The 22,244-nt window shown below is 64.9% G+C and carries 21 protein-coding genes; 10 read left to right on the plus strand and 11 right to left on the minus strand.

Going from position 1 to position 22,244, the window contains the following annotated elements; translation table 11 throughout:
* The first annotated feature begins 11 nt into the window (after nt 1-11).
* The 6 genes from ACKWRH_RS44130 (at nt 12) to ACKWRH_RS44155 (ending at nt 6,617) form a co-directional block, all read left to right on the plus strand.
* Nucleotides 12-1,142 (plus strand): ABC transporter substrate-binding protein, encoded by a 1,131-nt coding sequence (locus ACKWRH_RS44130; protein ID WP_063979908.1) that lies wholly within the window; start codon nt 12-14, stop codon nt 1,140-1,142.
* Between the two features lie 249 nt (nt 1,143-1,391).
* Complete coding sequence (locus tag ACKWRH_RS44135) at nt 1,392-2,267, plus strand: branched-chain amino acid ABC transporter permease (RefSeq protein ID WP_028148063.1); 876 nt, start codon at nt 1,392-1,394, stop codon at nt 2,265-2,267.
* Nucleotides 2,264-3,262, plus strand: coding sequence for a branched-chain amino acid ABC transporter permease (locus ACKWRH_RS44140; protein ID WP_445218647.1), 999 nt, complete (start codon nt 2,264-2,266; stop codon nt 3,260-3,262). Before ACKWRH_RS44135 ends, ACKWRH_RS44140 begins: the two co-directional genes overlap by 4 nt.
* Entirely contained in the window at nt 3,259-4,002 is a 744-nt protein-coding gene (locus ACKWRH_RS44145; RefSeq protein WP_445218648.1) for an ABC transporter ATP-binding protein, read from the plus strand. The genes ACKWRH_RS44140 and ACKWRH_RS44145 overlap by 4 nt, the downstream gene beginning before the upstream one ends.
* A gap of 9 nt (nt 4,003-4,011) precedes the next feature.
* Complete coding sequence (locus ACKWRH_RS44150; RefSeq protein WP_028155182.1) at nt 4,012-4,749, plus strand: ABC transporter ATP-binding protein; 738 nt, start codon at nt 4,012-4,014, stop codon at nt 4,747-4,749.
* On the plus strand, nt 4,746-6,617 hold the full coding sequence (locus ACKWRH_RS44155) for a bifunctional sugar phosphate isomerase/epimerase/4-hydroxyphenylpyruvate dioxygenase family protein (RefSeq protein WP_445218649.1): 1,872 nt from the start codon (nt 4,746-4,748) through the stop codon (nt 6,615-6,617). Before ACKWRH_RS44150 ends, ACKWRH_RS44155 begins: the two co-directional genes overlap by 4 nt.
* Before the next feature lie 41 nt (nt 6,618-6,658).
* Here the strand turns inward: ACKWRH_RS44155 and ACKWRH_RS44160 are convergent, their stop codons facing one another.
* On the minus strand, nt 6,659-6,952 hold the full coding sequence (locus tag ACKWRH_RS44160) for a hypothetical protein (protein ID WP_445218650.1): 294 nt from the start codon (nt 6,950-6,952) through the stop codon (nt 6,659-6,661).
* 212 nt (nt 6,953-7,164) lie between these two features.
* Nucleotides 7,165-8,337 (minus strand): ABC transporter substrate-binding protein, encoded by a 1,173-nt coding sequence (locus ACKWRH_RS44165; RefSeq protein WP_445218651.1) that lies wholly within the window; start codon nt 8,335-8,337, stop codon nt 7,165-7,167.
* A gap of 312 nt (nt 8,338-8,649) precedes the next feature.
* Here ACKWRH_RS44165 and ACKWRH_RS44170 point away from each other — a divergent pair, with 312 nt between their 5' ends.
* Nucleotides 8,650-9,912, plus strand: a complete 1,263-nt coding sequence (locus tag ACKWRH_RS44170) for an NAD(P)/FAD-dependent oxidoreductase (RefSeq protein WP_445218652.1) — start codon at nt 8,650-8,652, stop codon at nt 9,910-9,912.
* 216 nt (nt 9,913-10,128) lie between these two features.
* Here the strand turns inward: ACKWRH_RS44170 and ACKWRH_RS44175 are convergent, their stop codons facing one another.
* Genes ACKWRH_RS44175 through ACKWRH_RS44185 form a run of 3 tightly spaced genes read right to left on the minus strand, consistent with a single transcriptional unit; the run spans nt 10,129 to nt 12,936 of the window.
* The gene (locus ACKWRH_RS44175) at nt 10,129-11,340 is read right to left on the minus strand and encodes an ABC transporter substrate-binding protein (protein ID WP_445218653.1); all 1,212 of its coding nucleotides are present in this window, start codon (nt 11,338-11,340) and stop codon (nt 10,129-10,131) included.
* Between the two features lie 51 nt (nt 11,341-11,391).
* Nucleotides 11,392-11,715, minus strand: a complete 324-nt coding sequence (locus ACKWRH_RS44180; RefSeq protein ID WP_445218654.1) for a 2Fe-2S iron-sulfur cluster-binding protein — start codon at nt 11,713-11,715, stop codon at nt 11,392-11,394.
* 12 nt (nt 11,716-11,727) lie between these two features.
* The gene (locus tag ACKWRH_RS44185; RefSeq protein WP_445218655.1) at nt 11,728-12,936 is read right to left on the minus strand and encodes a cytochrome P450; all 1,209 of its coding nucleotides are present in this window, start codon (nt 12,934-12,936) and stop codon (nt 11,728-11,730) included.
* 83 nt (nt 12,937-13,019) lie between these two features.
* Between ACKWRH_RS44185 and ACKWRH_RS44190 the strand changes: the two genes are divergently transcribed.
* Nucleotides 13,020-13,526, plus strand: a complete 507-nt coding sequence (locus ACKWRH_RS44190; RefSeq protein WP_445218656.1) for a MarR family winged helix-turn-helix transcriptional regulator — start codon at nt 13,020-13,022, stop codon at nt 13,524-13,526.
* A 352-nt stretch (nt 13,527-13,878) separates the two neighbouring features.
* Here the strand turns inward: ACKWRH_RS44190 and ACKWRH_RS44195 are convergent, their stop codons facing one another.
* Nucleotides 13,879-15,729, minus strand: a complete 1,851-nt coding sequence (locus ACKWRH_RS44195; RefSeq protein ID WP_445218657.1) for a feruloyl-CoA synthase — start codon at nt 15,727-15,729, stop codon at nt 13,879-13,881.
* A 149-nt stretch (nt 15,730-15,878) separates the two neighbouring features.
* Here ACKWRH_RS44195 and ACKWRH_RS44200 point away from each other — a divergent pair, with 149 nt between their 5' ends.
* Both ACKWRH_RS44200 and atzF read left to right on the plus strand, forming a co-directional pair.
* Entirely contained in the window at nt 15,879-16,385 is a 507-nt protein-coding gene (locus tag ACKWRH_RS44200; protein WP_166348049.1) for a MarR family winged helix-turn-helix transcriptional regulator, read from the plus strand.
* A 193-nt stretch (nt 16,386-16,578) separates the two neighbouring features.
* Nucleotides 16,579-18,384, plus strand: coding sequence for an allophanate hydrolase (gene atzF, locus ACKWRH_RS44205; protein ID WP_445218658.1), 1,806 nt, complete (start codon nt 16,579-16,581; stop codon nt 18,382-18,384).
* Nucleotides 18,385-18,464: 80 nt separating this feature from the next.
* Here atzF and ACKWRH_RS44210 read toward each other — a convergent pair whose 3' ends face one another.
* The 5 genes from ACKWRH_RS44210 to ACKWRH_RS44230 all read right to left on the minus strand — a co-directional run bounded on the left by ACKWRH_RS44210 (nt 18,465) and on the right by ACKWRH_RS44230 (nt 22,239).
* Complete coding sequence (locus tag ACKWRH_RS44210) at nt 18,465-19,418, minus strand: IS481 family transposase (RefSeq protein ID WP_445218659.1); 954 nt, start codon at nt 19,416-19,418, stop codon at nt 18,465-18,467.
* Nucleotides 19,419-19,525: 107 nt separating this feature from the next.
* On the minus strand, nt 19,526-20,248 hold the full coding sequence (locus tag ACKWRH_RS44215; RefSeq protein WP_014491242.1) for a GntR family transcriptional regulator: 723 nt from the start codon (nt 20,246-20,248) through the stop codon (nt 19,526-19,528).
* A 4-nt stretch (nt 20,249-20,252) separates the two neighbouring features.
* Nucleotides 20,253-20,645: an oxalurate catabolism protein HpxZ gene (gene hpxZ, locus ACKWRH_RS44220; RefSeq protein ID WP_166070373.1), complete on the minus strand. Its 393-nt coding sequence runs from the start codon at nt 20,643-20,645 to the stop codon at nt 20,253-20,255.
* Nucleotides 20,646-20,657: 12 nt separating this feature from the next.
* Entirely contained in the window at nt 20,658-22,052 is a 1,395-nt protein-coding gene (locus ACKWRH_RS44225; RefSeq protein WP_445218660.1) for an AtzE family amidohydrolase, read from the minus strand.
* 7 nt (nt 22,053-22,059) lie between these two features.
* A complete protein-coding gene (locus ACKWRH_RS44230; protein WP_028148078.1) occupies nt 22,060-22,239 on the minus strand; it encodes a DUF4089 domain-containing protein in 180 nt (59 codons plus the stop codon).
* Nucleotides 22,240-22,244 lie beyond the last annotated feature (5 nt).

The following is a 22,244-nucleotide window of genomic DNA, read 5'->3' on the forward strand; positions in this document are numbered from 1 at the left end:
GAGGAGTGACCATGAAATCGACCCTAGTGGCAGGCGCCTTGCTTGCCTTCGCGACTGCAACCAGCGTCCACGCGCAGGCGATCAAGCTCGCCGACGTCGCCGAACTCTCGGGCGGCGGCGCCACCGTCGGCACCAACTGGAAGAACGGCATCGACCTCGCCATCGAGGAGATCAATGCCAAGGGCGGCGTGCTCGGCCGCAAGCTGGAGGTCACCCACGCCGATTCGCAGTCCAACCCCGGCGTTGCCCGCGCCCAGGTGCAGAAGGCGCTCGACGCCGAGCCCTATGTGCTGCTCGGGCCCGGCTATTCCGGCTCGGTCAAGGTGACGGCGCCGCTCGCGGCCGAAGCCGGCATCGCGCAAATCATGGGCGGCGAAGCCGCCGAGCTGACGCAGGCCGGCAACAAGTTCCTGTTCCGCACCTCGTTCGGCCAGCAATCGTCGATGCCGAAGGTCGCAAAGTACATCCACGACGACATGAAGGCGAAGACGGTCGCGGTGGTCTGGGTCAACAACGACTTCGGCCGCGGCGGTCGCGACGTCGTCGTGAAGGAACTCGACCGGCTTGGCTCCAAGGTGGTCGCCGATCTCTCGACTGAAGCGGGACAAGCCGACTTCGCCGCCGACGTCGGCAAGATCAAGGCCGCCAACCCCGATGCGGTGTTCGTCTACCTGAATGAAGAAGAGAGTGCGCGCATCCTGAAAGAGCTGAAGCGCCAGGGCGTCACCGCGCCGCTGATGGGCGAGACCACGCTGATCGGCCAGAAGGTGATCGAACTCGCCGGCGATGCCGCCAACGGCGCGCGCGGCCATGTCGGCCTCACCACGGACGCACCGGTCGACCTGATCAAGGCGTTCCGCGACAAGTTCGCCAAGAAGTACAATTACGTGCCCGACCATAACGGCCTGAAGGGCTATCTCGCCGTCTACATGGTGAAAGCCACGACCGAGAAGATGGGCAAGGTCGACAGCAAGGCGTTCGCCGACACGCTGCACGGCCTGACCATCAAGGCCGCGGACGAGCCGGGCATCCTGATGGACGTCACCTTCAGCGAGACCGGCGACATCGACCGGCAGAGCTTTCTGGTCGAGGTGGTCGAAGGCAAGCAGGTGGTAAAGCAGGTGCTGCCGAAGGTGAAGTGACGATCTTCACCTCTCCCGCGCCCGTCCCGCCGAAGCTTCAGCGAAGGCGGATGCGGGGGTCTCTCTTCTCCCTCGCCCCGCTCTTCGCGGGGAGAGGGTTGGGGTGAGGGGTGCTTCCGCAATCACAGTGAAAGTTGAGTTCGCGGAGAGAGCCCCTCACCCCAACCCTCTCCCCGTAAGAACGGGGAGAGGGAGAAGAAAGAAGGCGGGGAGAGGGGGAAGACAGGGCGAGGGACACGAGAGGGGAAAATGTCCAATCTGTTCGATCTTCTGGTCGCGGGACTAGCCACCGGCGCGATCTATGCGCTGGTCGCCGTCGGCTTCACGCTGCTGTGGCAGACCTCGCAGACCATCAACTTCGCGCAAGGCGAGTTCGTGATGCTGCCGGCGTTCCTGATGCTGGCGGCGATGCATGCCGGCGCGCCGTTCTGGCTCGCGATCATCCTCGGCATCCTGCTCTCGATGATCCTGCTGGGCCTCGCTTTCAAGATGCTGCTGGTCGATCCGATGATGCGCCATGGCGTGCTGCCGCTGGCGATCGCGACGATGGCGCTCGCGATCGGCATCAAGGAGGCCGTGAAGCAGTTCTTCAGCGCGGAGGCCTCGCCCTTCCCGTCGATCGTGCCGACCGGTGATATCTCCATTCTCGGACATGCCGTATCGCTGCAAAGCATCGGCGTCCTCGTCCTCGCCATTCTTGCCGTCTTCGGCCTGACGAGCCTTCTCAACCGCACGTCGCTCGGTCACCAGATGCAGGCGGCGGCGCAGAATCCGACGGTGGCGCGCATCATCGGTGTCCCGGTCGAGCGCATGATCCTGCTGACGTTCCTGATCAACGCCTTCCTGGTCGCGCTGGCGTCGCTTTTGATCACGCCGATCTATCTGGCGAAATTCTCCTCCGGCGAAGTGCTGGGCCAGGCCGCCTTCATCGCCGCGATCGTCGGCGGCTTCAACCAGGTGCGCGGCGCCATCGCCGGTGGCCTCCTGATCGGCGTGCTCGACAATCTCGCGGCCGCCTATGTCTCGACGCAGTACCGCGCCGCCGTTCCGATGATCTTCCTGATCGCCGTCATCCTGTTCCGGCCGCAGGGCTTGCTCGGCCGCGCCGAGGAGCGCACCGTATGAGCGGCTTCGCCAAACCGTTGAAGATCGCGCTCGGCCTCATCGTCATTGCCGGCTTGATCGTCGTCCCCATGAACTTCAACCGCTACGGCCTGTTCATCCTGAGCCAGTGGGCGGTGATGAGCATCGCCGCCATGGGGCTCAATTTGACGCTCGGCTATGCCGGCCAGGTCTCGCTGGCGCAGGGCGCTTTCGTCGGCATCGGGGCCTATGCGGCGGCGATCATGACCACGCATGGCTGGCCGCTGCCGGCGGCGATCGTGGTCGCGATCGTCTTGAGCTTCGCGGTCGGCTGGGTGCTCGGCTATCCCGCGCTGCGCGTGCAGCACCATTACCTTGCTTTCGTCACGCTCGCCTTCTCCACCCTCGCCTTCCTGGTGTTCCGCAACGAAAGCTGGCTCACCGGCGGCATCTACGGCATCTCCAACATTCCGCGGCCGCACATCTTCGGCATCGCGACCAACAAGCCGCTTCCGTTCTACTATGTCTGCCTTGGCTCGCTTGCGATCGTGTCGCTGGCGGTGTGGTGGCTGATCCGTTCGCCCTGGGGCCGCGCCTTCATGGCATTGCGCGAAAATCCGCTGCGCGCGCAGTCACTCGGCGTCGACACAAGGCGCTATACGCTGATGGCGTTCGCGATCGGCTCGGCGCTCGGCGGCGTCGCCGGCGCGCTCTATGCGCCGCTGACGCAATACATCGATCCTGTGCCGTTCAACCTGTCGCTCTCGCTCGACCTCTTGATGATGGTGATCGTCGGTGGTGCCGGCTTCTATTTCGGACCGTTCCTCGGCGCGATGATCGCGGTGCTGTTGCCGGAATGGCTGCGCTTCACGGAAGGGTATTATCTGATGCTCTACGCGGTCGCTGTGATGCTGCTCTTGATCTGGTCGCCGACCGGCATTCTGGGAATCCTCGACCGCTACCTCGCCGAGCGCCGCACCAAGGCGGCCTCCGCGCTGCGGGCCGTGGCCAAGTCCCGACTGGAGACGGTGCAATGAGCGCGGTCCTGGAAGTCACCGGCATCAAGAAGAATTTCGGCGGCATCAGCGCCGTCGACGGCGTCTCATTCGACGTCCGCGAGGGCGAAATCCTCGGCCTGATCGGCCCGAACGGCTGCGGCAAGTCGACCCTGTTCAACTGCATCCTCGGCCAGCTCACACCATCAGGCGGCGAGGTCAAGCTCGACGGCAAGGTGGTCACGGGCCTGCGTCCCGCCGAGCTCAACAAGCTCGGCGTCAGCCGCACCTTCCAGCTCTTGCAGGTGTTCCCAAAGCTCTCGGTGCGCGAGAATTTGATCCTCGCGGGACAGGAGCACCAGGGCAATATGGCCTCGCGCCTGGTCGGCCGCCCCGATGCCGGGTTGACTGAGACCGCCAACCAGATGATCGGCTTCTTCAAGCTCGACCATCTCGCCGACGAGCCGGCCGGCGGGCTCTCCTATGGCCAGCAAAAACTGCTCGATGCCGCGATGGCCTTCATGGGCGGGCCACGCCTCGTCCTGCTCGACGAGCCCGCCGGCGGCGTCAACCCGTCGATGCTGTCGGACCTGAAGGATCGCCTGGTCGCGATCAACCGCGAGAAGAACGCGACCTTCGTCGTGATCGAGCACAACATGGAATTCGTGATGTCGCTGTGCTCGCGTGTGATGGTGATGGCGGAAGGCAAGGTGCTGGCGATGGGACGGCCGGACGAAGTGCGGAAAAATCCCGCCGTGATCGAAGCCTATCTCGGACATTAGGAAGCCATCATGAGCGACCCGATCCTCTCGGTTCACAATCTCGTCGGCGGCTACGGCAAGATGACGATCCTGAACGGCACCACCTTCGCCGTACCGCAGGCGACCATCACCACCATCATCGGCCCCAACGGGGCCGGCAAGTCGACGGTGTTCAAGGCGATCTTCGGCCTGTTGAAGCTGCGCGAAGGCAAGATCAGCTTTGCGGGCCGTGACGTCACCAATCTGAGCCAGCGCGCGCTGCTCAATGCCGGCATCTGCTACGTGCCGCAGGGCCGCAACATCTTTCCCGAGCTGTCGGTGCGCCACAATATCGAGCTTGGCGGGGTCTCGGCTGGGAAAGGCATCGACCTGCCCGTGCGGATCGAAGCCGCGCTCGACCTGTTTCCCGCGCTGCGCCGCAAGTCGGCGCAGCAGGCCTCCACACTCTCCGGCGGCGAGCAGAAGCAGCTCGAGATCGCGCGCTCGCTGCTGCTCGAGCCAAAGCTCGTGCTGATCGACGAGCCCTCGATCGGCCTGTCGCCGCTGATGGTGCAGCAGACCTTCGACATCCTGAAAGGCTTGCGCGACCGCGGCGTCACTATCCTGATGATCGAGCAGAACGCGCGCTCGGCGCTGGAGATTTCCGACATCGGCATCGTGCTCGAGCTCGGCCAGACCCGCATGGTCGATGGCGCGAAGCGAATTCTGAACGATCCGCGCATCGGCCAGCTCTTTCTCGGCGGCGCCATGGAGGACAACGCAGCATGAACAAGCGTTCGATCGCGACCGTCTCGCTCTCAGGCAGCCTGGACGAGAAGCTCCGCGCCATCGCATCAGCCGGGTTCGACTCGGTCGAGATCTTCGAGAACGATCTGCTGTCGTTCGGCGCAAGTCCGCGCGAGGTGGCGCAGCTGTGCAAGGACCTCAATCTCGAGATTTGCGCATTCCAGCCGTTCCGCGATTTCGAGGGCATGCCGGAGCCGCAGCGGACACGCAACTTTGCTCGCGCCGAGCGCAAGTTCGATCTGATGCAGGAGCTCGGCACCGACCTGCTGCTGATCTGCTCCAACGTCTCGCCCGCCTCGCTCGGCGGCATCGATCGCGCCGCGGACGATTTTCGCGAGCTCGGCGAGCGCGCCGCCAAGCGCGGCTTGCGCGTCGGCTATGAGGCGCTGGCCTGGGGCCGCCATGTCAACGACTACCGCGACGCCTGGGAGATCGTGCGCCGCGCCGATCATTCCGCGATCGGCGTCATCCTCGACAGCTTTCACGCACTCGCGCCCGGCTTTCCGGTTCGCGCAATGGCCTCGATCCCCGGCGACAAGATCTTTCTGGTTCAGCTTGCGGACGCGCCGAAGCTCGAGCTCGACATCCTCTCGTGGAGCCGGCACTTCCGCTCCTTCCCCGGCCAGGGCGACCTCCCGGTCGGTGAATTCATGCAGGCCATCGCGGCGACCGGCTATGCCGGGCCGCTGTCGCTCGAAATCTTCAACGACCAGTTCCGCGCCGGCTCGTCCGCGCAGACCGCGGTCGACGGCCTGCGTTCGCTGATCCTGCTGGAGGACCAGCTTGCATCGGATTGGCCGAAGCTTGTCAGCGAGCCGCTGGCGCCGAAGGCCAAGAGCCACGGCACCGGCTTCATCGAGTTTGCTGTCAACGAAACCAAGGCGGTCGACCTCGCGCGCCTGCTCGCGCAACTCGGCTTCCGCAAGACCGGCAAGCATCGCAGCAAGGCCGTGGAGCGCTGGTCGCAGGGCAAGGTCGAGCTCGTGATCAATTGCGAGACCGACGGCTTTGCGCATTCGCATTACGTCACGCACGGCCCTGGCGTCTGCGCGATTGCGCTCGACGTCGACAATGCCGGTCTTGCCATGCAGCGCGCCGAAGCGCTGAAGACGCGCACCTTCTACCAGCCGGTCGGGCCGGGCGAGCTGGAGATTCCCGCGATCCATGGTGTCGGCGGCAGCCTGCTCTACTTCCTCGATCAGGCCGGCAAGAACTGGGATACCGATTTCGAGCCGGTCGCAAGTGACGCGAACGCCAACGCCCTGCTCGCCGTCGATCACATCGCGCAGTCGATGCCCTACGACGAGATGCTGTCCTGGCTGCTGTTCTACACCGGCATCCTCGACCTGAAGCGGCTGCCGCAAATGGAAATCGCCGACCCGCGTGGCCTCGTACAGAGTCAGGCGGTCATCAACGCCGACCAGAGCCTGCGCTTCGTGCTCAACGGCTCCTCAGCCAACCGCACCCTGCCGGCGCGCTTCATCTCGGAGTTCTTCGGCTCGGGCGTGCAGCACGTCGCGTTCTCCTGCCGCGACATTTTTGCGACGGTCGCCGCGATGCGCAAGCGTGGCGCCGATTTCCTGGATATCCCTGATAACTACTACGACGACATCGAAGCCAAATATGACCTCGCGCCCGACCTGATGGCGCAGCTGCGCGCCAACCACATCCTCTACGACCGCGAAGGCGACGGCGAGTTCTTCCAGGTCTACACCCACATCTTCGACGAGCGCTTCTTCTTCGAGATCGTCGAGCGGCGGGATTATCAGGGCTTTGGCGCGGCCAACGCCGGCATCAGGCTCGCAGCACAGGCCCGCGAGGTACGCCCCGCGAGCATGCCACGGGTGTGAAGCGGGTGCGGCGGCGGTCGCGCCGCCTCTCGCTGCAACGGCTATGTCGCAATCTTTCGGCGAATAGAACGGATCGCGTCTGGAGACGTCAACGCAGCACCCCACTCGCCGCTCGGCAGATTGCCGAGCAGGTTCGAGAGCTCGACCGCGAGCGATCGAAGCTGCGCATTCTCCTCGAGCAATCGCATCACTTCGTTCGACGGCGATTCATCGTCGTTGAATTCTTCCAGAAGCTGTGGCGACAGACGTTCGGGCGCATCGTCGGACATAACGTCGTCCGCAGTTGAATTGATTTTCCGCGTCTTGCTGTGCGGCGGCAAATATTTGTCACTCATCGGCAAGTCCCCCAAAGGACATGCCCCCGGCCTTATCCAGCTAGGTTCGAATGAGTCGTGGGCGGATTTGAGTCTAAAATCAGACCGGCGCGCGACCTTGCGCGGACGCAGGCCGAATGAATGCCGTCATGAATCGGTCGCAGCACATCGGCGCATGCGACACGAGAGAGCTTCCCCTCTCCCCGCGAGCGGGGAGAGGGGAAGAAGGGACCTCACTTCATCGCGCACTTGTCGTGGAAGCGATCCTGGTCGTTCTCCACGATCGTCGCCACCGTCTTCAGCGAGAGCTGGCCTTCGCCGTCCTTGACCACGTCCTGGAGATAGAAACTCTGCACCGGGATGTGGTTCTTGCCGTATTTGAACGGGCCGCGCAGCGACTTGAAGTTGGCCTTCTCCATCTCGGCCTTCATCGCGTCCTTCTTGCTGGTGTCGCCCTTCACCGCGACCACCGCGCTGTTGATGAGCTGGGCCGCGTCATAGGCCTGGGCGCCGTAATAGGTCGGGCGCAGATTGGGGTACTTCTTGCGGTAGTCGGCGACGAAGCGCTTGTTCTGCTCGTTCGGCAGGTCGTTGACCCATTCCTGCGCGCCGGGAACGCCAAGCGCGTTCTCCTTCTGGAGCGGCAGCGAGAGCTCGTCGACCGTGAAGGCGGTGTAGAGCGGCATCGTGCTCTTCAGGCCGGCCTGCGCATATTGATTGAGGAACTGCACGCCGGCCGCACCGGGATAGAACACGAAGATCGACTCGGCGCCCGAGGCGCGCGCCTTGGAGAGCTCGGCGGAGAAGTCGAGCTGGCTCGGCCAGACCGTGTATTCCTCACCCTTGATCTCTCCCTTGAAGGTGCTCTTCAGGCCCGCGAGCATGTCCTTGCCGGCCGCGTAGTTCGGCCCGATCAGGAACACGCTCTTGACGCCCTTCTGGTTCATGTAGAGGCCCATGGCGGCGGGCGTCTGGTCGTTCTGCCAGGAGGTCGAGAACACGTAAGGCGAGCATAATTCGCCCGCGAGCTGCGACGGGCCGGCATTGGCCGAAATCAGGAAGGTCTTCGAATCCACCGCGGTCTTGAGCGAGGCCAAGAGCACGTTCGACCAGATGTAGCCGACGATGAAATCGACCTTGTCGGACTGCACCAGCTTCTCGGTCTTCTGCTTGCCGACATCGGGCTTCTGCCCGTCGTCCTCGTAGATCACCTCGACCGGCTTGCCGTCCATCTTGCGGCCGATGTGGTCCAGCGCGAGCTCGAAGGAGTTGCGCATGTCGTTGCCGATCACGGCGGTCGGGCCGCTGAAGGTCGAAACGAAGCCGATCCTGATGGTGTCGCCGGCGAAAGCCTGATTTGCCAGCACCAGCGCCGCTGCGCCCGCCAGCCAGAATGCCGTCCTCATAACCACTCCCCTCCTTATTATTGATCCCGGAAACGGGGTGATCGCCGCCCGGGGTCTGTTTCTATTGAACGCAAAATCTGTCGCGCCGCCAATGGCTCAGCGCCCGCCCCTGCACCATATTTCGCCCCAATCGGGGATGGCAAGAAATATAATTCTACTCACTTCGGCCAAGACCGGTCCAAGCCTGCGGCGCTTTTTCGCGGCATGTCGATACGCCGGGCCTATTCGACGATTGATGACGGCTATTGGACCGCGGCGCCCAATCAGCACTTAAATGAGGGGAGTAGAGCAGCGAGATTCGAGGGTGTTATCATGGCCGCAAATCCCCACCGCGTCGTCATCGTCGGAGCCGGCTTCGGCGGGCTGGAGGCGACCTACCGGCTTGCGGGCGCGCCGGTCGAGATCACGCTGATCGACCGCCGCAACCATCATCTGTTCCAGCCGCTGCTCTACCAGGTCGCGACCGCCTCGCTCGCGACCAGCGAAATCGCCTGGCCTGTCCGGCACCTGATGCGCGACCGGCGCGAGGTGACGACCCTGTTTGCGACCGTGAGCGGCGTCGATGCCGACCGGCGCTGCGTGCTGATCGACGACGGCAGCGAGGTGCCCTACGACACGCTGGTGCTCGCCACCGGCGCGCGCCATGCTTATTTCGGCCATGACGAGTGGGAGCAGTTCGCCCCCGGCCTGAAGACGCTGGAAGACGCGACCACGCTACGTCGTCACATCCTGGTGGCGTTCGAGCGCGCCGAGCGCGAGACCGATCCGGCCAAACGCGCGGCGCGGCTGACCTTCGTCATCGTCGGCGCCGGCCCCACCGGCGTCGAGCTCGCCGGCACCATCGCCGAGATGGCGCACCACACGCTCCCCGCCGACTTCCGCAACATCGATACCCACAAGGCACGCGTGGTGCTGATCGAGGCCGGACCGCGTGTGCTCGCGGGCTTCCCCGACGATCTCTCGGCCTATGCGCAGGCCTCGCTGGAAAAGATCGGCGTCGAGGTCGTGCTGGGCCAGGCCGTCACCGAGATCAACCGTGAGGGCGTCGTGTTCGGCGGCAAGCTGCTCGAAGCAAAGACGCGGATCTGGGCCGCCGGCGTGCGCGCCTCGCCCGCCGCCGAATGGCTGGGCGCACCAAGCGATCGCGCCGGGCGCGTGGAGGTCGAAGACGACCTGACGATACCTGGTCATCCCGAGATCTTTGCGATCGGCGACACCGTTGTGATCAACGCCTGGGACGGCAAGCCGGTGCCCGGCATCGCGCCGGCCGCCAAGCAGCAGGGCCGGCACGTCGCCGAAACCATCAAGGCGCGCTTGCGTGGCGAGAACAAAGGTGCATTCCGTTACAAGCACTCCGGTAGCCTCGCACAGATCGGCAAGCGCCTCGCCGTGATCGATTTCGGCAAGGTCAAGCTGCGCGGCACCATCGCATGGTGGATCTGGGGCATCGCCCACATCTACTTCCTGATCGGCCTGCGCCACCGCCTCAGCGTCGCCCTGAGCTGGCTCTGGATCTACGCCCGCGACCAGCGCGCGGCGCGGTTGATCACGCAGGGGAGTAGCAAGGTGGCGTAGGGACGCTGCCGCGGCGCGCTTCTCTTACCCTCCCCTGGAGGGGGAGGGTCGGCTCGCATTGAGCGCAGCGAAATGTGAGACGGGGTGGGGTGAAGGTCTCTCCACCTCCACACTGCCCGAGTGGAGAGATCACCCCACCCCGCTCGCGCTACGCGCGATCGACCCTCCCCCTCCAGGGGAGGTGACGGGAGACCGCGCTCGCAGCTACGCTGTTGCCTACTTCACCAGCTCACATCCGCCCTCGGCCAGCGGCCTAAACGCCTGGTCTGCGGGGATCGTCGAGACCAGCCTGTAATAGTCGTATGGATATTTCGACTCCTCCGGCTTCTTCACCTCGAACAGATACATGGGATGCACGACGCGGCCGTCCTGGCGGATCGTGGTGTCGCCGAACAGTTTGTCCTTGCCCTTGAACTTCTTCATCTCGGGCACGGCGTTCTTCGCATTGTCGCTGCCGGTCGCGGCGACCGCGTTCAGATAAGCGAGCGTCGAGGCATAGACGCCGGCCTGGTTGCCGCTCGGCATCTTGCCGTTCATGCCGGGCCGCGCCGCAAATCGCTTGGCGAAGGCGCGGGTGTCGTCGTTCATGTCCCAGTAAAACGCTTCCATGAGCTGGAGGCCCTGGGCGACCTTGATGCCCATGCCATGGACGTCGTTGATGAAGAGCAGGAAGGCGACGAGCTTCTGCCCGCCTTGCTGGATGCCGAACTCGGCAGCCTGCTTCACCGCGTTGATGGTGTCGCCACCGGCATTGGCGAGGCCGATCACCTGCGCTTTCGAGCCCTGCGCCTGCAACAGGAAGGAGGCGAAGTCGGAGGTGCCAAGCGGATGTTTCGAGGAGCCGAGCACCTTGCCGCCGTGCGCCTCGATGTATTTCTGCGCCTCCGCCTCGATGCCCTTGCCGAGCGCATAGTCGACCGTGAGGAAATACCAGTCCTTGCCGCCGCGCGACATCATCGCGGCCGCGGTGGTGTTGCCGGTCGCCCAGGCATCGTTGACCCATTGGATCGTATTGGGCGAGCAGGCCTTGCCGGTGAGATCCGAGCTTGCGGTCGACGATGCCAGGAACGTCATGCGGCTGTCGCGCAGCAGCGTGTTGATGGAGAGGCCGACGGCGGAATTCGGCACGTCGACAATGGCATCGACGCCCTCGACATCGAGCCATTTGCGCGCGATCGCGTTGCCGACATCGGCCTTGTTCTGGTGGTCGGCGTAGACGATCTCGACCTTGATGTTCTTGCCGCCGCCGTTGAAATCCTCCGCGGCCATGCGCGCGGCCTCGACCGAGCCCATGCCGTTGGTGTCCTGGAAGATGCCCGAGATGTCATTGAGCACGCCGACGCGCACGACATTGTCGGAGATCTCGGCGCTTGCCGCGCCGCTCATCAGGCTCGCCGCCAGCGCAAGCGTCCATTTCAGGTGTTTCATCATTCCCTCCCCTTTGTGTGTCGCGCCGGTCGCCGCCGGCACGTTCTGGAATCAGACCTGCCGTTCCGGCAATCTCAGCACCAGCCCGTCGAGCGCGGGCGTGATCATGATCTGGCAGGCCAGCCGGCTGTTCGGCAGCCGCTCGGCGGCGGTGCCGTCGAGCAGCGCGTCTTCGTCATCAGCCACCGCGGGCAAGCGCGCGAGCCAGCCTGCGTCGACATAGACGTGGCAGGTCGCACACATGGCATTGCCACCGCATTCGGCCAGGATGCCGTCGAGACCATGGCGGGTCGCGGCCTGCATGGCGCTTTCGTCGCCTGAAGTTTCGACACGATCGGATTTGCCGTCGGCATGGATGAAAGTGATGGCGGGCATCAAGGCTCCTCGTCAGGCCGGGGTGATGGTGACTGGCAGGCTATCGAGCCCGCGCAGCGTGTTATTGAAGCGGCGTTTCGGCTCGCCTGTGATCTCGATCTTCGCGATACGCCGCGCCAGCGCCGTCAGCATCACTTCGCCTTCGAGGCGCGCGACGAGCTGGCCGACGCACATGTGGATCCCGGAGCCGAAACCGACATGGCCGGACGAGCGGCGCGTGATGTCGTAGCTGTCGGGCTTGTCCCAGCGGCGCGGATCGCGATTGGCGGCGGCAAGGAACATCAGCACCTTCTCACCTTCGCCGATCGTCGCGCCTGACAGCTCGACCTCACGTGTGGTGGTGCGGAAGAAGGTCTGCACCGGACTTTCGAAACGAACCGCTTCCTCGAAGGCGCTACGCGCGAGCGTGAGATCGCCGCGCAGGCGGTGCCATTGCTCGGGGAAGCGCGCGAGGCAATAGACGGCCGCGCCGATGCCGTTGACAGTGGTGTCGAGACCAGCCGACAGCAGCGAGCGCACCAGCAGCGGCGCTTCGGTCGTCGTGATCGCGCCCTCGTCGACCTGGGCATGAATGCAGGCGCCAAAGCCGCCGGGCGCAAGGTTCTCGCGCTGGCACTGCTCTGCAACATAGGCTTGATGGGGCGTCGACCGCGCAATCGCCTCCCGGCGCAGCTCATTGGGTGGCCCGAATGCGTTGAACACGACGCTCGCGTAGGGAATCAGATGCTCGCGCCCCTCGGATTTCAGCCCGAGCGCATCCGGGAAGATCGAGAGCGGATAGGCCTCGGCGAGGTCGGCGATCGCGTCGAAGCTGCGCCTTTCGATCAGCGCGTCCACCCGCTCCTCCGCCGCCGCGGCAAAGCGGTCGCGCACCTGCTTCATCACGGTCGGCGACAGCACCTTTGAGAGCACGGCACGCGTCCGTGTATGCGCGGGCGGATCGGCTTCGAGGATCAGGCTCGGTGGCCGCCACGGCGTCTCCTTCTTGAAATCGGAGAGGCCGACGCCGCGGCTGGAGCAGAACGTCGCGGGATCGTTCAGCACGGCGTGAACCTCGGCATAGCGCGCCACGCCATAGACGTTCCACTTGTCGAGATAGACGACCGGCCCCGCCTCCCGCAGCAGCTCGTGCGTGGGATAGGGGTCGGCGAAAAAATTCATGTCGAAGGGATCGACGTCGAGATGCGGGACGCCCGATACGGCGGAGCCAGGTGCGCTCATTGAAGTCCTCCCTCATTTTGATCTTGTGAAAGGGCCGCGCTTGCCCTTAGGTCTTCGGACACGCCGCGAGACAAAAGACCGATATGCCGCCGTCTTCGACCAGAGCCCGCCAAAGGCCCGCACCCGCCGAAACCGGGCCGACGCTCGATCTCGACCGTTACGTCCCGGCTTTCATCACCTTCATCGCCAACAAGCTCTCGAACAGCGCCACCGCGTTCTACCAGCGCGAGTTTGGCGTCAACGTCACGGAATGGCGGATCATGTCGCTGCTGGCGATCGAGCCCGGTATTCCCGCCTCGCGGATCTGCCACGTCATCGGTTTTGACAAGGGGCCGGTGAGCCGGACGCTTGCCGGCCTCGAGAAGCGCGGGCTGGTATCGATCCGCACCGACCCGAATGACGGGCGCACCCATTCCATCGCGCTCACGGCCAGAGGCCGCACCACCCACGACAAGGTGATCATCGCGGCGTTCGAGCGCGAGCGGCGGCTGTTGTCCTGCCTGAGCAAGGACGAGCGCGAGGTGCTGATCGATCTGCTGCGCCGGCTGCACGAAAATCTCGGCGCGGTGACCGGCAGCAGCACCACCTGACGCGCGCGTGAAGCGCGCGGCATCGCCGCCTTCAGGCATACGCCCGCATTTACCGGCGGCACCCTCTCTGCCGAGCATCGTTTCCTCCAGGATCAGGCGCAGCGGTTCCCCCGCTGTCATCCTTATCTGGAACGGTTCGCACAAATTAGTTGCTTAAGCAACAAAAGAATCATGCAAGATATTGCGGCAGAATGACTGGCGTATTTTGCGGGCTGCTCGACCCATCCCCGTCATTGCGAGCGCAGCGAAGCAATCCAGAGTCTTTCCGCGGAGGGATTCTGGATTGCTTCGCCGCGCTCGCAATGACGATGTGGAGAGAGCGTGGCCTCACTCCGACTTGATCTGCCCGTGGCTACAGACCGATCCACTCACCCGACGCATCATCATTCACCCGCGCCACCGCGTCGGCACGCCGCGTCAGCACGGCGCGCTGGTTGATGTACCCCTTGTCGGTGATCTCGCCGCCGTCCACTGACGGCGGCTCGGCGAGCAGCAGCGCGCGCGTGGCGTGGCCGGAGGAGTTGGCGCCCTGCCCCTTCAGCTTCGCCAGGCCCTGCGCGATCGCGGTCCTGACCTTCTCATCGCCAAGCACATCGTTCACGCCTGCCGTCTCGGGCAAGCCCGCATGGGCGCGGCAAGCAGCCATGTTCGGGAACACCAGAAAGCGCACCTCGTCGCCGCCATGGCCGGTGACGACGATGTCCTGCGCCAGCGGCGCCAGCGCGGCGATTCCGGCGACGCGCAGCGTGCCGACGCTGACCCAGGTGCCGGAGTTGAGCTTGAAGTCTTCCGCAACACGACCATCGAAGAACAGACCCCGCTCCGGCCTGTTCGCATCGGCAAGCTTCACGGCATCGCCAATGAGATAAAAGCCCTCGTCGTCGAACGCCTGCCTGGTCAGCTCCGGCGCCTTCCAGTAACCCGGCGTGACATTGGGGCCGCGCACGCGCACCTCCAGCTTGTCGCCGGACGTGACGAGCTTCAGTTCCGTCCCGGGAATGGGCACGCCGATATTGCCCGAGCGCTCCGCGAGGAAATGACAGTCGGTCGCCAGCGGTGACGTCTCGGTCGAGCCCCAGGCCGACACCATCGGCAGCGGACGACCAACAGTCTCCACCGAAAGCTGTTCGAGCGCGTCCCAGAGGTTCTGCGGCAGCGCAGCGCCGGCATAGAAGGCGAATTTCACTTCGCCGAAGAAGCGGCGGCGCAGCTCCTCGTCGCCGCGCAGCGCTGCAATCAGCATGTCGAAACCGCGCGGCACGTTGAAATAGACCGTCGGCATTACGCTTTTCAGATTGGCGAGTGACGTTGCGAAGAGACCGGGCGCGGGCTTGCCGCCGTCGATATAGAGCGACCCGCCGTTGCGCAGCACGAGATTGAAATTGTGGTTGGCGCCGAAGGTATGGCTCCAGGGCAGCCAGTCGAGGATCACGAGATCGCCGCGGCCCGGTTCGAGAAAGGTCCAGGTCTGCGCCTTGGCCTGCTGGCTCGAGGTCAGCATGCGCTGGGTGTTGATGACGGCTTTCGGCGTGCCGGTCGAGCCAGAGGTGAACAGGAATTTTGCGATCGTATCCGGTGTCACCGCGGCGAAGGCTTTTGCGACGTCGCCCGTTTCGGGCGTCGCCGCGATGTCACGGAAGGCCAGCGCATCGGCATCGCCGGCATTGCCACTGATGATCTGCGCCTTGTGCAGCGGCTTGATCGCCGCGAGTGCAGCAGCGAATGGCTTGGTCGCGGAGACGTAGATCGCGCCGGGCTTCAGCAGCGAGATCATGCTCTTGAGCTTGTCGAAATCTTTCGACATCAGCGAATAGGCCGGCGAGATCGCGGCCGAGGGCACACCGACATGCTGGGCCGCAAGCGCGAGCAGCGCATGGTCGATACTGTTGTCGGAGAGGATGACGACGGGACGCTCGGCGCTGAGCTGTTGCGCCAAAATCCAGCTCGCCGCTGCGCGTGCCCGCCGCAGGGCGCCCGCATAGGTTATGGTGGCCCAGGGCGTGTCGGGGCTGTCACGCTCGGCGAGGAAGATCGTGTCAGGCGTCTGCCGCGCAAAATGCTCCAGCCAGTCGCCGATGCAGCGGGCGCTGTCGCGCAAGGGTTCTGGCGAGCGCAGCACGATGCTGCCGTCGGCGCGATGCTCCGCGACGGTCTTGGGTGTGGCGAACAGGCTCGAAGTGTCACCGCGTGCGGCGGTTGTCATGGTTTCCTCCTCGCCCGGACGCCCGGATCGGCTACAGCCTCGTTCCGGGCCGCTTTGGCCATATTGTTGGGCGCGACAATTGTTGTCGTCAACAACAATATTCCGCGGGGGCCTTCGGGGCGCTAAGGTTGCACGGCAGGAGAGATCACGTGACAGCCAGCGCAGCCCGAACTGAGCCCCGCCCCTCCCCACGCAAACGTGCCGGCAACGGCGCGGCGCGGCCGAACGACGCGGACGAGATCGGCCTCGACGCACTGGTCGGGCACGCCGGTTATGCGGTGCGTCGTTTCCAGATCTGGATCTTTCAGGACTTCATCAAGACGCTCGGCGCGGTCGACATCAAGCCGACGCAGTATTCCGTGCTGACGGTCATCGGCGCCAATCCGGGCCTGTCCCAGATGGCGGTGGCGAAGCGTCTCGGCATCGAGCGCGCCCGGCTGGTGCATCTGCTCGACAGCCTCGAACAGCGCAAGCTGGTGAAGCGGATCAAGTCGAAGGCGGACCGCCGCTCCCACGCGCTGCACCTCACCGCACCGGGGGAGACGGCGCTGGCAAAGTTCAAGCGCCTCGCCGCCGAGCACGAGCGGCATGTCGTGGAGAAGATCGGCAAGGAGAACCGGGAGCGGCTGCTCCAGATCCTGGCCGGCTTCACCTGATCGGGACTGCCCGAAATTTACGCAAATGCCCGTATCAGGGCGCTGGCACGACGGCCCATCAGTCCTCGAAATATCCGACAAGCCACTGATCCCTCGATAATATCCGAGACATTGCGCCTGCCCGGATTGTGTACACAATGGCACATCGCTTGCTTCAATCCGGGTAAGACCTGTTGCCGGAGTTTTTATCGCCATGGGGGCTGAGCAGCCTGAAACGATCGCCGCGATTGTGGCCGCGCATCGCGCGGGCACGGTCACGCCTGCGCAGACCGTCGCGCGAACCTATCAGCGCATCCGCGATCGCAACGATCCCGCAATCTTCATCAGCCTACGCGACGAGAAGGACGCGATCGCGGAAGCCGAGAAGCTTGCCACAAGGGATGCCGCCAGCCTGCCGCTCTACGGCGTGCCGGTTGCGGTGAAGGACAATATCGACGCGCTGGGATTTCCGACCACCGCGGCCTGCCCGGCCTTCTCGTATACGCCGACGCATGATTCGACCGCGGTGGAACGCCTGCGCGCGGCCGGTGCGATCATCGTCGGCAAGACCAATCTCGACCAGTTCGCAACCGGCCTCGTCGGCGTGCGCTCGCCTTATGGCATCCCCAAAAATTCGATCCGCGAGGATCTCATTCCCGGCGGATCGAGCTCGGGCTCGGCGGTCGCGGTCGGTGCCGGACTCGTGCCGCTGTCGCTGGGCACGGACACCGCCGGCAGCGGCCGGGTGCCGGCGATGCTCAACAACATCGTCGGCCTGAAGCCGAGCCTCGGCATGATCTCGACTGCCGGCCTGGTGCCGGCCTGCCGTACGCTCGATTGCATCTCGGTATTCGCGTTGACCGTGGACGATGCCGCGCTGGCGCTCTCCGTGATGGCCGGCCCCGACCAGGCCGACCCGTTCTCGCGTGACCGGCCGCTCGGCGCGATCACGCCGTTCCCCGTGAATTTGCGCCTCGGCGTGCCGCGCAACGGACAGCTGATCTTCTTCGGCGACAAGAAGGCGGAAGCTGCTTACGGCGATGCGCTGAAGCGCTGGACCGCGCTCGGCGCTGAGCTGGTCGAGTTCGACCTCGAGCCGTTCTACGAGACGGCACGGCTGCTCTATGAGGGGCCGTGGGTCGCCGAGCGTTATCTCGTGATCAAGGATCTGCTGGCATCCGCGCCTGACTCGATTCATCCGGTGACGCGCGAGATCACCGTCGCCGGCGCGCGGCTGACCGCTGCGGACACCTTCTCTGCGCTCTACCGCTTGCAGGGCCTGCGCAAGATCGCCGAGCGCACCTTCGCCAATATCGACGCGCTGGTGCTGCCGACTGCGCCGACGGCGTATACGACAGCCCAGGTTCTGGCCAATCCGATCGAGCTGAACAGCCGGCTCGGCACCTACACCAATTTCGTCAATCTGCTCGATCTCTGTGGCCTCGCGGTACCGGCGTCGATGCGCACCGACGGCATTCCGTTCGGCATCACGCTGCTCGCGCCTGCGGGGCGCGATGCGCTGCTTGCGAGCATCGGCCGCGTTTTCCATGCAGATACGAAACTGACCGTTGGAGCGAAGGGCGTTGCGCAGGCACCGATGGCGCCGCTCGCAGCAAACGGCAGCGACGAGATTCCGATCGCAGTGGTCGGCGCGCATCTCTCCGGCATGGCGCTGAACGGCGAATTGCAGGTGCTGAACGGAAGGCTGATCGAGGCAACGAAGACCGCGCCGGACTACAAGCTCTACGCGCTGCGGACCACGCCCCCGAAGCCGGGCATGCTGCGCGTCGAGGCTGGCACGGGCGCGTCGATCGAGCTGGAGATCTGGTCGTTGTCGTCGTCCGCTTTCGGCAAGTTCGTCAATGCGATTCCAGCGCCGATGGCGATCGGCACGGTGCGGCTTGCCGACGGTCGCAGCGTGAAGGGGTTTCTCGTCGAGCCGGAGGTGCTGAGCGAGGCGCGAGAGATCACGGCGTATGGCGGCTGGCGGAAGTTCATGGCGGAAGCAGCGAAGGCGTAGGTCTCGTACGGTGGGTTAGCGAAGCGTAACCCACCTCTTCTGTTTCTGCGGATATAGAAAGTGGTGGGTTACGCCTTCGGCTAACTGTGGAATCTCAACAGGTCGTCCTTCTGGAGGCCGAGGCGGCTGATGGGTGGTTTGGCCTGTAGGCTGCCGTGCGGGCGATGCCAGTTGTAGTGATGAAGCCAGATTGGCAGGTTTTTGGCGCGCTGGTCTGAGGTGTCGTAGGCGCGCGCGTAGGCCCATTCGCGCAGCACTGTCTGGATGAAGCGTTCGGCCTTGCCGTTTGTTTGCGGTCTGTAGGGTCTGGTGAAGATGTGCTGGAGGCCGAGCTTCCCGCACGCTCTGGCGAAGGCCTTGGCGCGGTAGCAGGAGCCGTTGTCGGTCATGATGCCGGTGACCTTCATGCCGAGGCTGCGGTAGTAAGTGACGGCCTCCTTGAGGAAGGCGATGGCGCTCTCCTTTTTCTGATCCCGCCAGATCTGGGAGAAGGCCAAGCGCGATGCATCGTCGATGGCCACGTGGACGAACTCGTGGCCGGCGCCGCGGCTTTCGCCCTTCTGGCGGTCGTGTGTGATGCGGTGGCCTGGTCTTACGAACCTGCCGAGCTTCTTGATGTCGATATGGATGAGCTCGCCGGGGTGCTCGCGTTCGTACCGGCGCACCGGCTCGGCGGGCTCCAGATCCCGCATCCGGCTTAATCCCAAGCGGCGAAGGATACGGCTGACGGTGGCCGGTGACACCTCGACCTCGGCAGCAATCTGCTTGCCGGTGTGGCGCTGCCGGCGCAACGTCGCGACGGCGGCGCACGTGGCCGGCGGGGTTTGGCTCGGCGATGAACGAGGTCGCGACGAGCGGTCGCGCAAACCATCCACGCCTCCTGCGCGGAACCGCTTGACCCATTTGGCCACGGTTTTCGGTGTCGTGTTGAACTGATTTGCCGCATCAGCTTGGCTCAGCCCGCCCTCGACCACGCCTCGCACCATCGCCTCTCGACCTTTGGGCGTCAAAGGCGCATTCTTGTGGACGTTCATCTGGTCTCTCCGTGGAACACTGAAGCTTCGCAACCTCAGCTTCCTCGGTTCAGACCAGATGGACAACCTCCTGAGAGACCAAAGCTAACCCACCCTACGGCTACGCCCTACACCGACACCGCGTAGATCTCGTATTCCCCGCGCACCAGCTCGATATGCGCGCGCATGGCGGCGGCGGCGCCCTGCTTGTCGCCGCGCATGATCGCGACGACGACGCGGTCGTGCTCGGCTTGCGACTTTGCCAATCGACCGAGGTTGCGGAACTGGGCGCGGCGGAACGGCTGCACGCGCACGCGGGTCGCGAGCGTAATCTCGGCGATGTAGCCGTTCTGCGATCCCGCATAGATCGCGTTGTGGAAGCGCTCGTTGACCTCGTGGAAACGATCGGGATTGCCGGCGTAGCTGAGCACGCGCAGCTCTTCATGGATGGCTTCGAGACCGTGACGCTCGGCAGCCGACATGCGCTCGGCGGCAAGGCCCGCGCACAGCGCCTCGAGCTCCGCCATTGCCTCGAACATGCTCTTGAGACGCTCGACCGAGGGCTGCGCCACCACCGCGCCGCGATGGGCGCGCGATTCGACGAGGCCGCTCGCCACCAGCTGGCGCAGCGCCTCGCGGACCGGCGTGCGCGAGACGCTGAAGCGCCGCGCGATGTCGGTTTCATCAAGCGGCGCGCCCGGGGCCAGGGTTCCGCGCACGATCTCGTCGGCGAGTTGAAGCCGCAGTTCCTCGGCGCGCGTGATCTTGTGCACGCTGGGTTGCGCCCGGTCGACGCGCGGCACCACCGGCTCGGCCGGCAGTGTTCCGGGCGGAAGATCGTCAAGCGTCATACGGTCAGGTCTCTTTCGACTCGTCGATGATGCTGACATGGGCGGCGACGACGCGCCAGCCCTCCGGGAAGCGAATCCAGGTCTGCATCTGCCGGCCGACCTTGCCGGGAGCCGTGTCGCGGTAGAACAGGGTGGAGGCGACGGCCGTGTCGCGGCCATAGCTGGTGATCACGGTCTTCGCGGTGCGGCGGTTGAGGCCCACCGGCGACCGTCCGGCGCGGAAGCCGGAGATCGCCTCATAGCCGTAGAGGTTCTCGCCGATGCCGTAGCGCAGCGTGCGGGGATCGTTGCGGAAGAGCTCGCCGAGCACGGCGACATCGTTGGTGACGAGGGCCTGCTCATAGCGCTCGAACGCGGCCTTCACTTCCGCGATCACCTCGGGGAGATCGATCTCCATTCTAAATCCCTCTCAAAGTCCCCTTGGCGACGGCGCGGAGACCACGCCCATCTTCTCCAATGCGTACGCGACGCGCAACGCGATGTCCTCGCGCCAGGGCGCGCAAATGATCTGCACGCCGATCGGCAGCGGCTCGAGCGGCACCGGCACGGCGACCACCGGCAATCCGATGAACGAGATCGGTTGGGTGTGGATGCCGATATTGGCGCGAACCGGCAACTCGACGCCGTCGAGATTGAAGTTTACCTGACCGAGTTTTGGAGCCGTGCACGGCGTCGCAGGCGCGATCAGCACGTCGACGGATCTGAAGATCTCGGCGAGCTGCGCGCGATACCAGCGGCGGAATTTTTGCGCGCGGTCGACCATCGGCGCCGGCACCATCGCGCCGGCGATCAGCCGGTCGCGCACGGCGGGATCGAAATCGTTCGGGCGCTTGCGCAGGCGATCGAGATGCAGCGAGGCACCTTCGGTGGTGGTGATGACATAGGCCGCCGCGCGGGCGCGCGAGGCTTCGGGCACGTCAACGATCTTGGTCGCGCCGAGCGCCTTGGCGACGCGGCTGACAGCTTCGACGGCCTCTGGAAACACGTTCTTCTGAAAGTGCCCGCCGGCAATCGCGATGCGCAGGTCCGACACCGGATTGGCGAGCAGCGGCAGCGTCGGCTCCAGACCGCGCGTGGTGCAGGCGGCATCGTCCGCATCCACCCCCTGCATCGCGTCATAGGCGAGCGCGAGATCGGTCGCCGAGCGCGCGAACGGGCCGAGATGATCGAGGCTCGCGACGAACGGGAACGAGCGCGCGCGCGACAGCCGGCCATAGGTCGGCTTCAAACCGAAGATGCCGCAGAAGGAGGACGGCACGCGGATCGAACCATTGGTGTCCGAGCCGAGCGCGATCGGCACCAACGCGCCGCCGACGGCGCTCCCCGAACCACCGGAAGAGCCGCCGGTCATCCGCGTCGTGTCATGCGGATTGCGCGAGGGACCGTCATGGACGTTCTCGCCGGTGAAGTCGTAGGCGTATTCGCCCATGTTGAGTGTGCCGACGAGCACGGCACCGGCGGCTTCCATCCGCTCGATCAGCGTGGCGTCGCGCTTGGCGGGCGCGAGGTCACGGTTGATCTTCGAGCCCGCGCGCGTCGGAAGCCCCGCAACGTCGAACAGGTTTTTCACCGCGAAGGGAACACCGGCGAGCGGGCCGACCTCCTTGCCGGCAGCAATGTCGGCATCGATCGCACGCGCCTTCGCACGGGCGCGATCGGCAGTGACGTCGGTGAAGGAATTGAGGACACCATCGTGCTGCTTGATGCGCGCGAGGGCTGCTTCGGTGGCATCGAGGGCCGACATCTTGCCGCCGGCCACAGCCTTGGCGATGTCCGCAGCCGTCATCTCTGGCTTGGTGGTCATGGCGGGGTCAGACTGTGAAGATGGGCGCCGGCTCGGTCTCGTCCGGCAGCGCGAATTCGTCGACCAGTCGGCCAAGCCGGAGCGAGACTTCGAGATTGGCGCGGACCGCGGGCCTCCAGGCCTCCTCGACCGGCAGCGCCAGCGCTTTCGATACGGCGTCGATATAGTCGTCCAGCGGCTCGGCCATCACGC

The organism is Bradyrhizobium sp. Pa8 (assembly GCF_052588265.1).

Coding starts and splice junctions, on each gene's coding strand:
- ACKWRH_RS44190 (WP_445218656.1), top strand. CDS start 13,020: ATGCCGCCGTCTTCGACCAGAGCCCGCCAAAGGCCCGCACCCGCCGAA.
- ACKWRH_RS44165 (WP_445218651.1), bottom strand. CDS start 8,337: ATGAGGACGGCATTCTGGCTGGCGGGCGCAGCGGCGCTGGTGCTGGCA.
- ACKWRH_RS44130 (WP_063979908.1), top strand. CDS start 12: ATGAAATCGACCCTAGTGGCAGGCGCCTTGCTTGCCTTCGCGACTGCA.
- hpxZ (WP_166070373.1), bottom strand. CDS start 20,645: ATGGAGATCGATCTCCCCGAGGTGATCGCGGAAGTGAAGGCCGCGTTC.
- ACKWRH_RS44210 (WP_445218659.1), bottom strand. CDS start 19,418: ATGAACGTCCACAAGAATGCGCCTTTGACGCCCAAAGGTCGAGAGGCG.
- ACKWRH_RS44195 (WP_445218657.1), bottom strand. CDS start 15,729: ATGACAACCGCCGCACGCGGTGACACTTCGAGCCTGTTCGCCACACCC.
- ACKWRH_RS44215 (WP_014491242.1), bottom strand. CDS start 20,248: ATGACGCTTGACGATCTTCCGCCCGGAACACTGCCGGCCGAGCCGGTG.
- ACKWRH_RS44185 (WP_445218655.1), bottom strand. CDS start 12,936: ATGAGCGCACCTGGCTCCGCCGTATCGGGCGTCCCGCATCTCGACGTC.
- ACKWRH_RS44155 (WP_445218649.1), top strand. CDS start 4,746: ATGAACAAGCGTTCGATCGCGACCGTCTCGCTCTCAGGCAGCCTGGAC.
- ACKWRH_RS44140 (WP_445218647.1), top strand. CDS start 2,264: ATGAGCGGCTTCGCCAAACCGTTGAAGATCGCGCTCGGCCTCATCGTC.
- ACKWRH_RS44180 (WP_445218654.1), bottom strand. CDS start 11,715: ATGCCCGCCATCACTTTCATCCATGCCGACGGCAAATCCGATCGTGTC.
- ACKWRH_RS44150 (WP_028155182.1), top strand. CDS start 4,012: ATGAGCGACCCGATCCTCTCGGTTCACAATCTCGTCGGCGGCTACGGC.
- ACKWRH_RS44160 (WP_445218650.1), bottom strand. CDS start 6,952: ATGAGTGACAAATATTTGCCGCCGCACAGCAAGACGCGGAAAATCAAT.
- ACKWRH_RS44175 (WP_445218653.1), bottom strand. CDS start 11,340: ATGAAACACCTGAAATGGACGCTTGCGCTGGCGGCGAGCCTGATGAGC.
- ACKWRH_RS44145 (WP_445218648.1), top strand. CDS start 3,259: ATGAGCGCGGTCCTGGAAGTCACCGGCATCAAGAAGAATTTCGGCGGC.
- ACKWRH_RS44170 (WP_445218652.1), top strand. CDS start 8,650: ATGGCCGCAAATCCCCACCGCGTCGTCATCGTCGGAGCCGGCTTCGGC.
- atzF (WP_445218658.1), top strand. CDS start 16,579: ATGGGGGCTGAGCAGCCTGAAACGATCGCCGCGATTGTGGCCGCGCAT.
- ACKWRH_RS44230 (WP_028148078.1), bottom strand. CDS start 22,239: ATGGCCGAGCCGCTGGACGACTATATCGACGCCGTATCGAAAGCGCTG.
- ACKWRH_RS44225 (WP_445218660.1), bottom strand. CDS start 22,052: ATGACCACCAAGCCAGAGATGACGGCTGCGGACATCGCCAAGGCTGTG.
- ACKWRH_RS44135 (WP_028148063.1), top strand. CDS start 1,392: ATGTCCAATCTGTTCGATCTTCTGGTCGCGGGACTAGCCACCGGCGCG.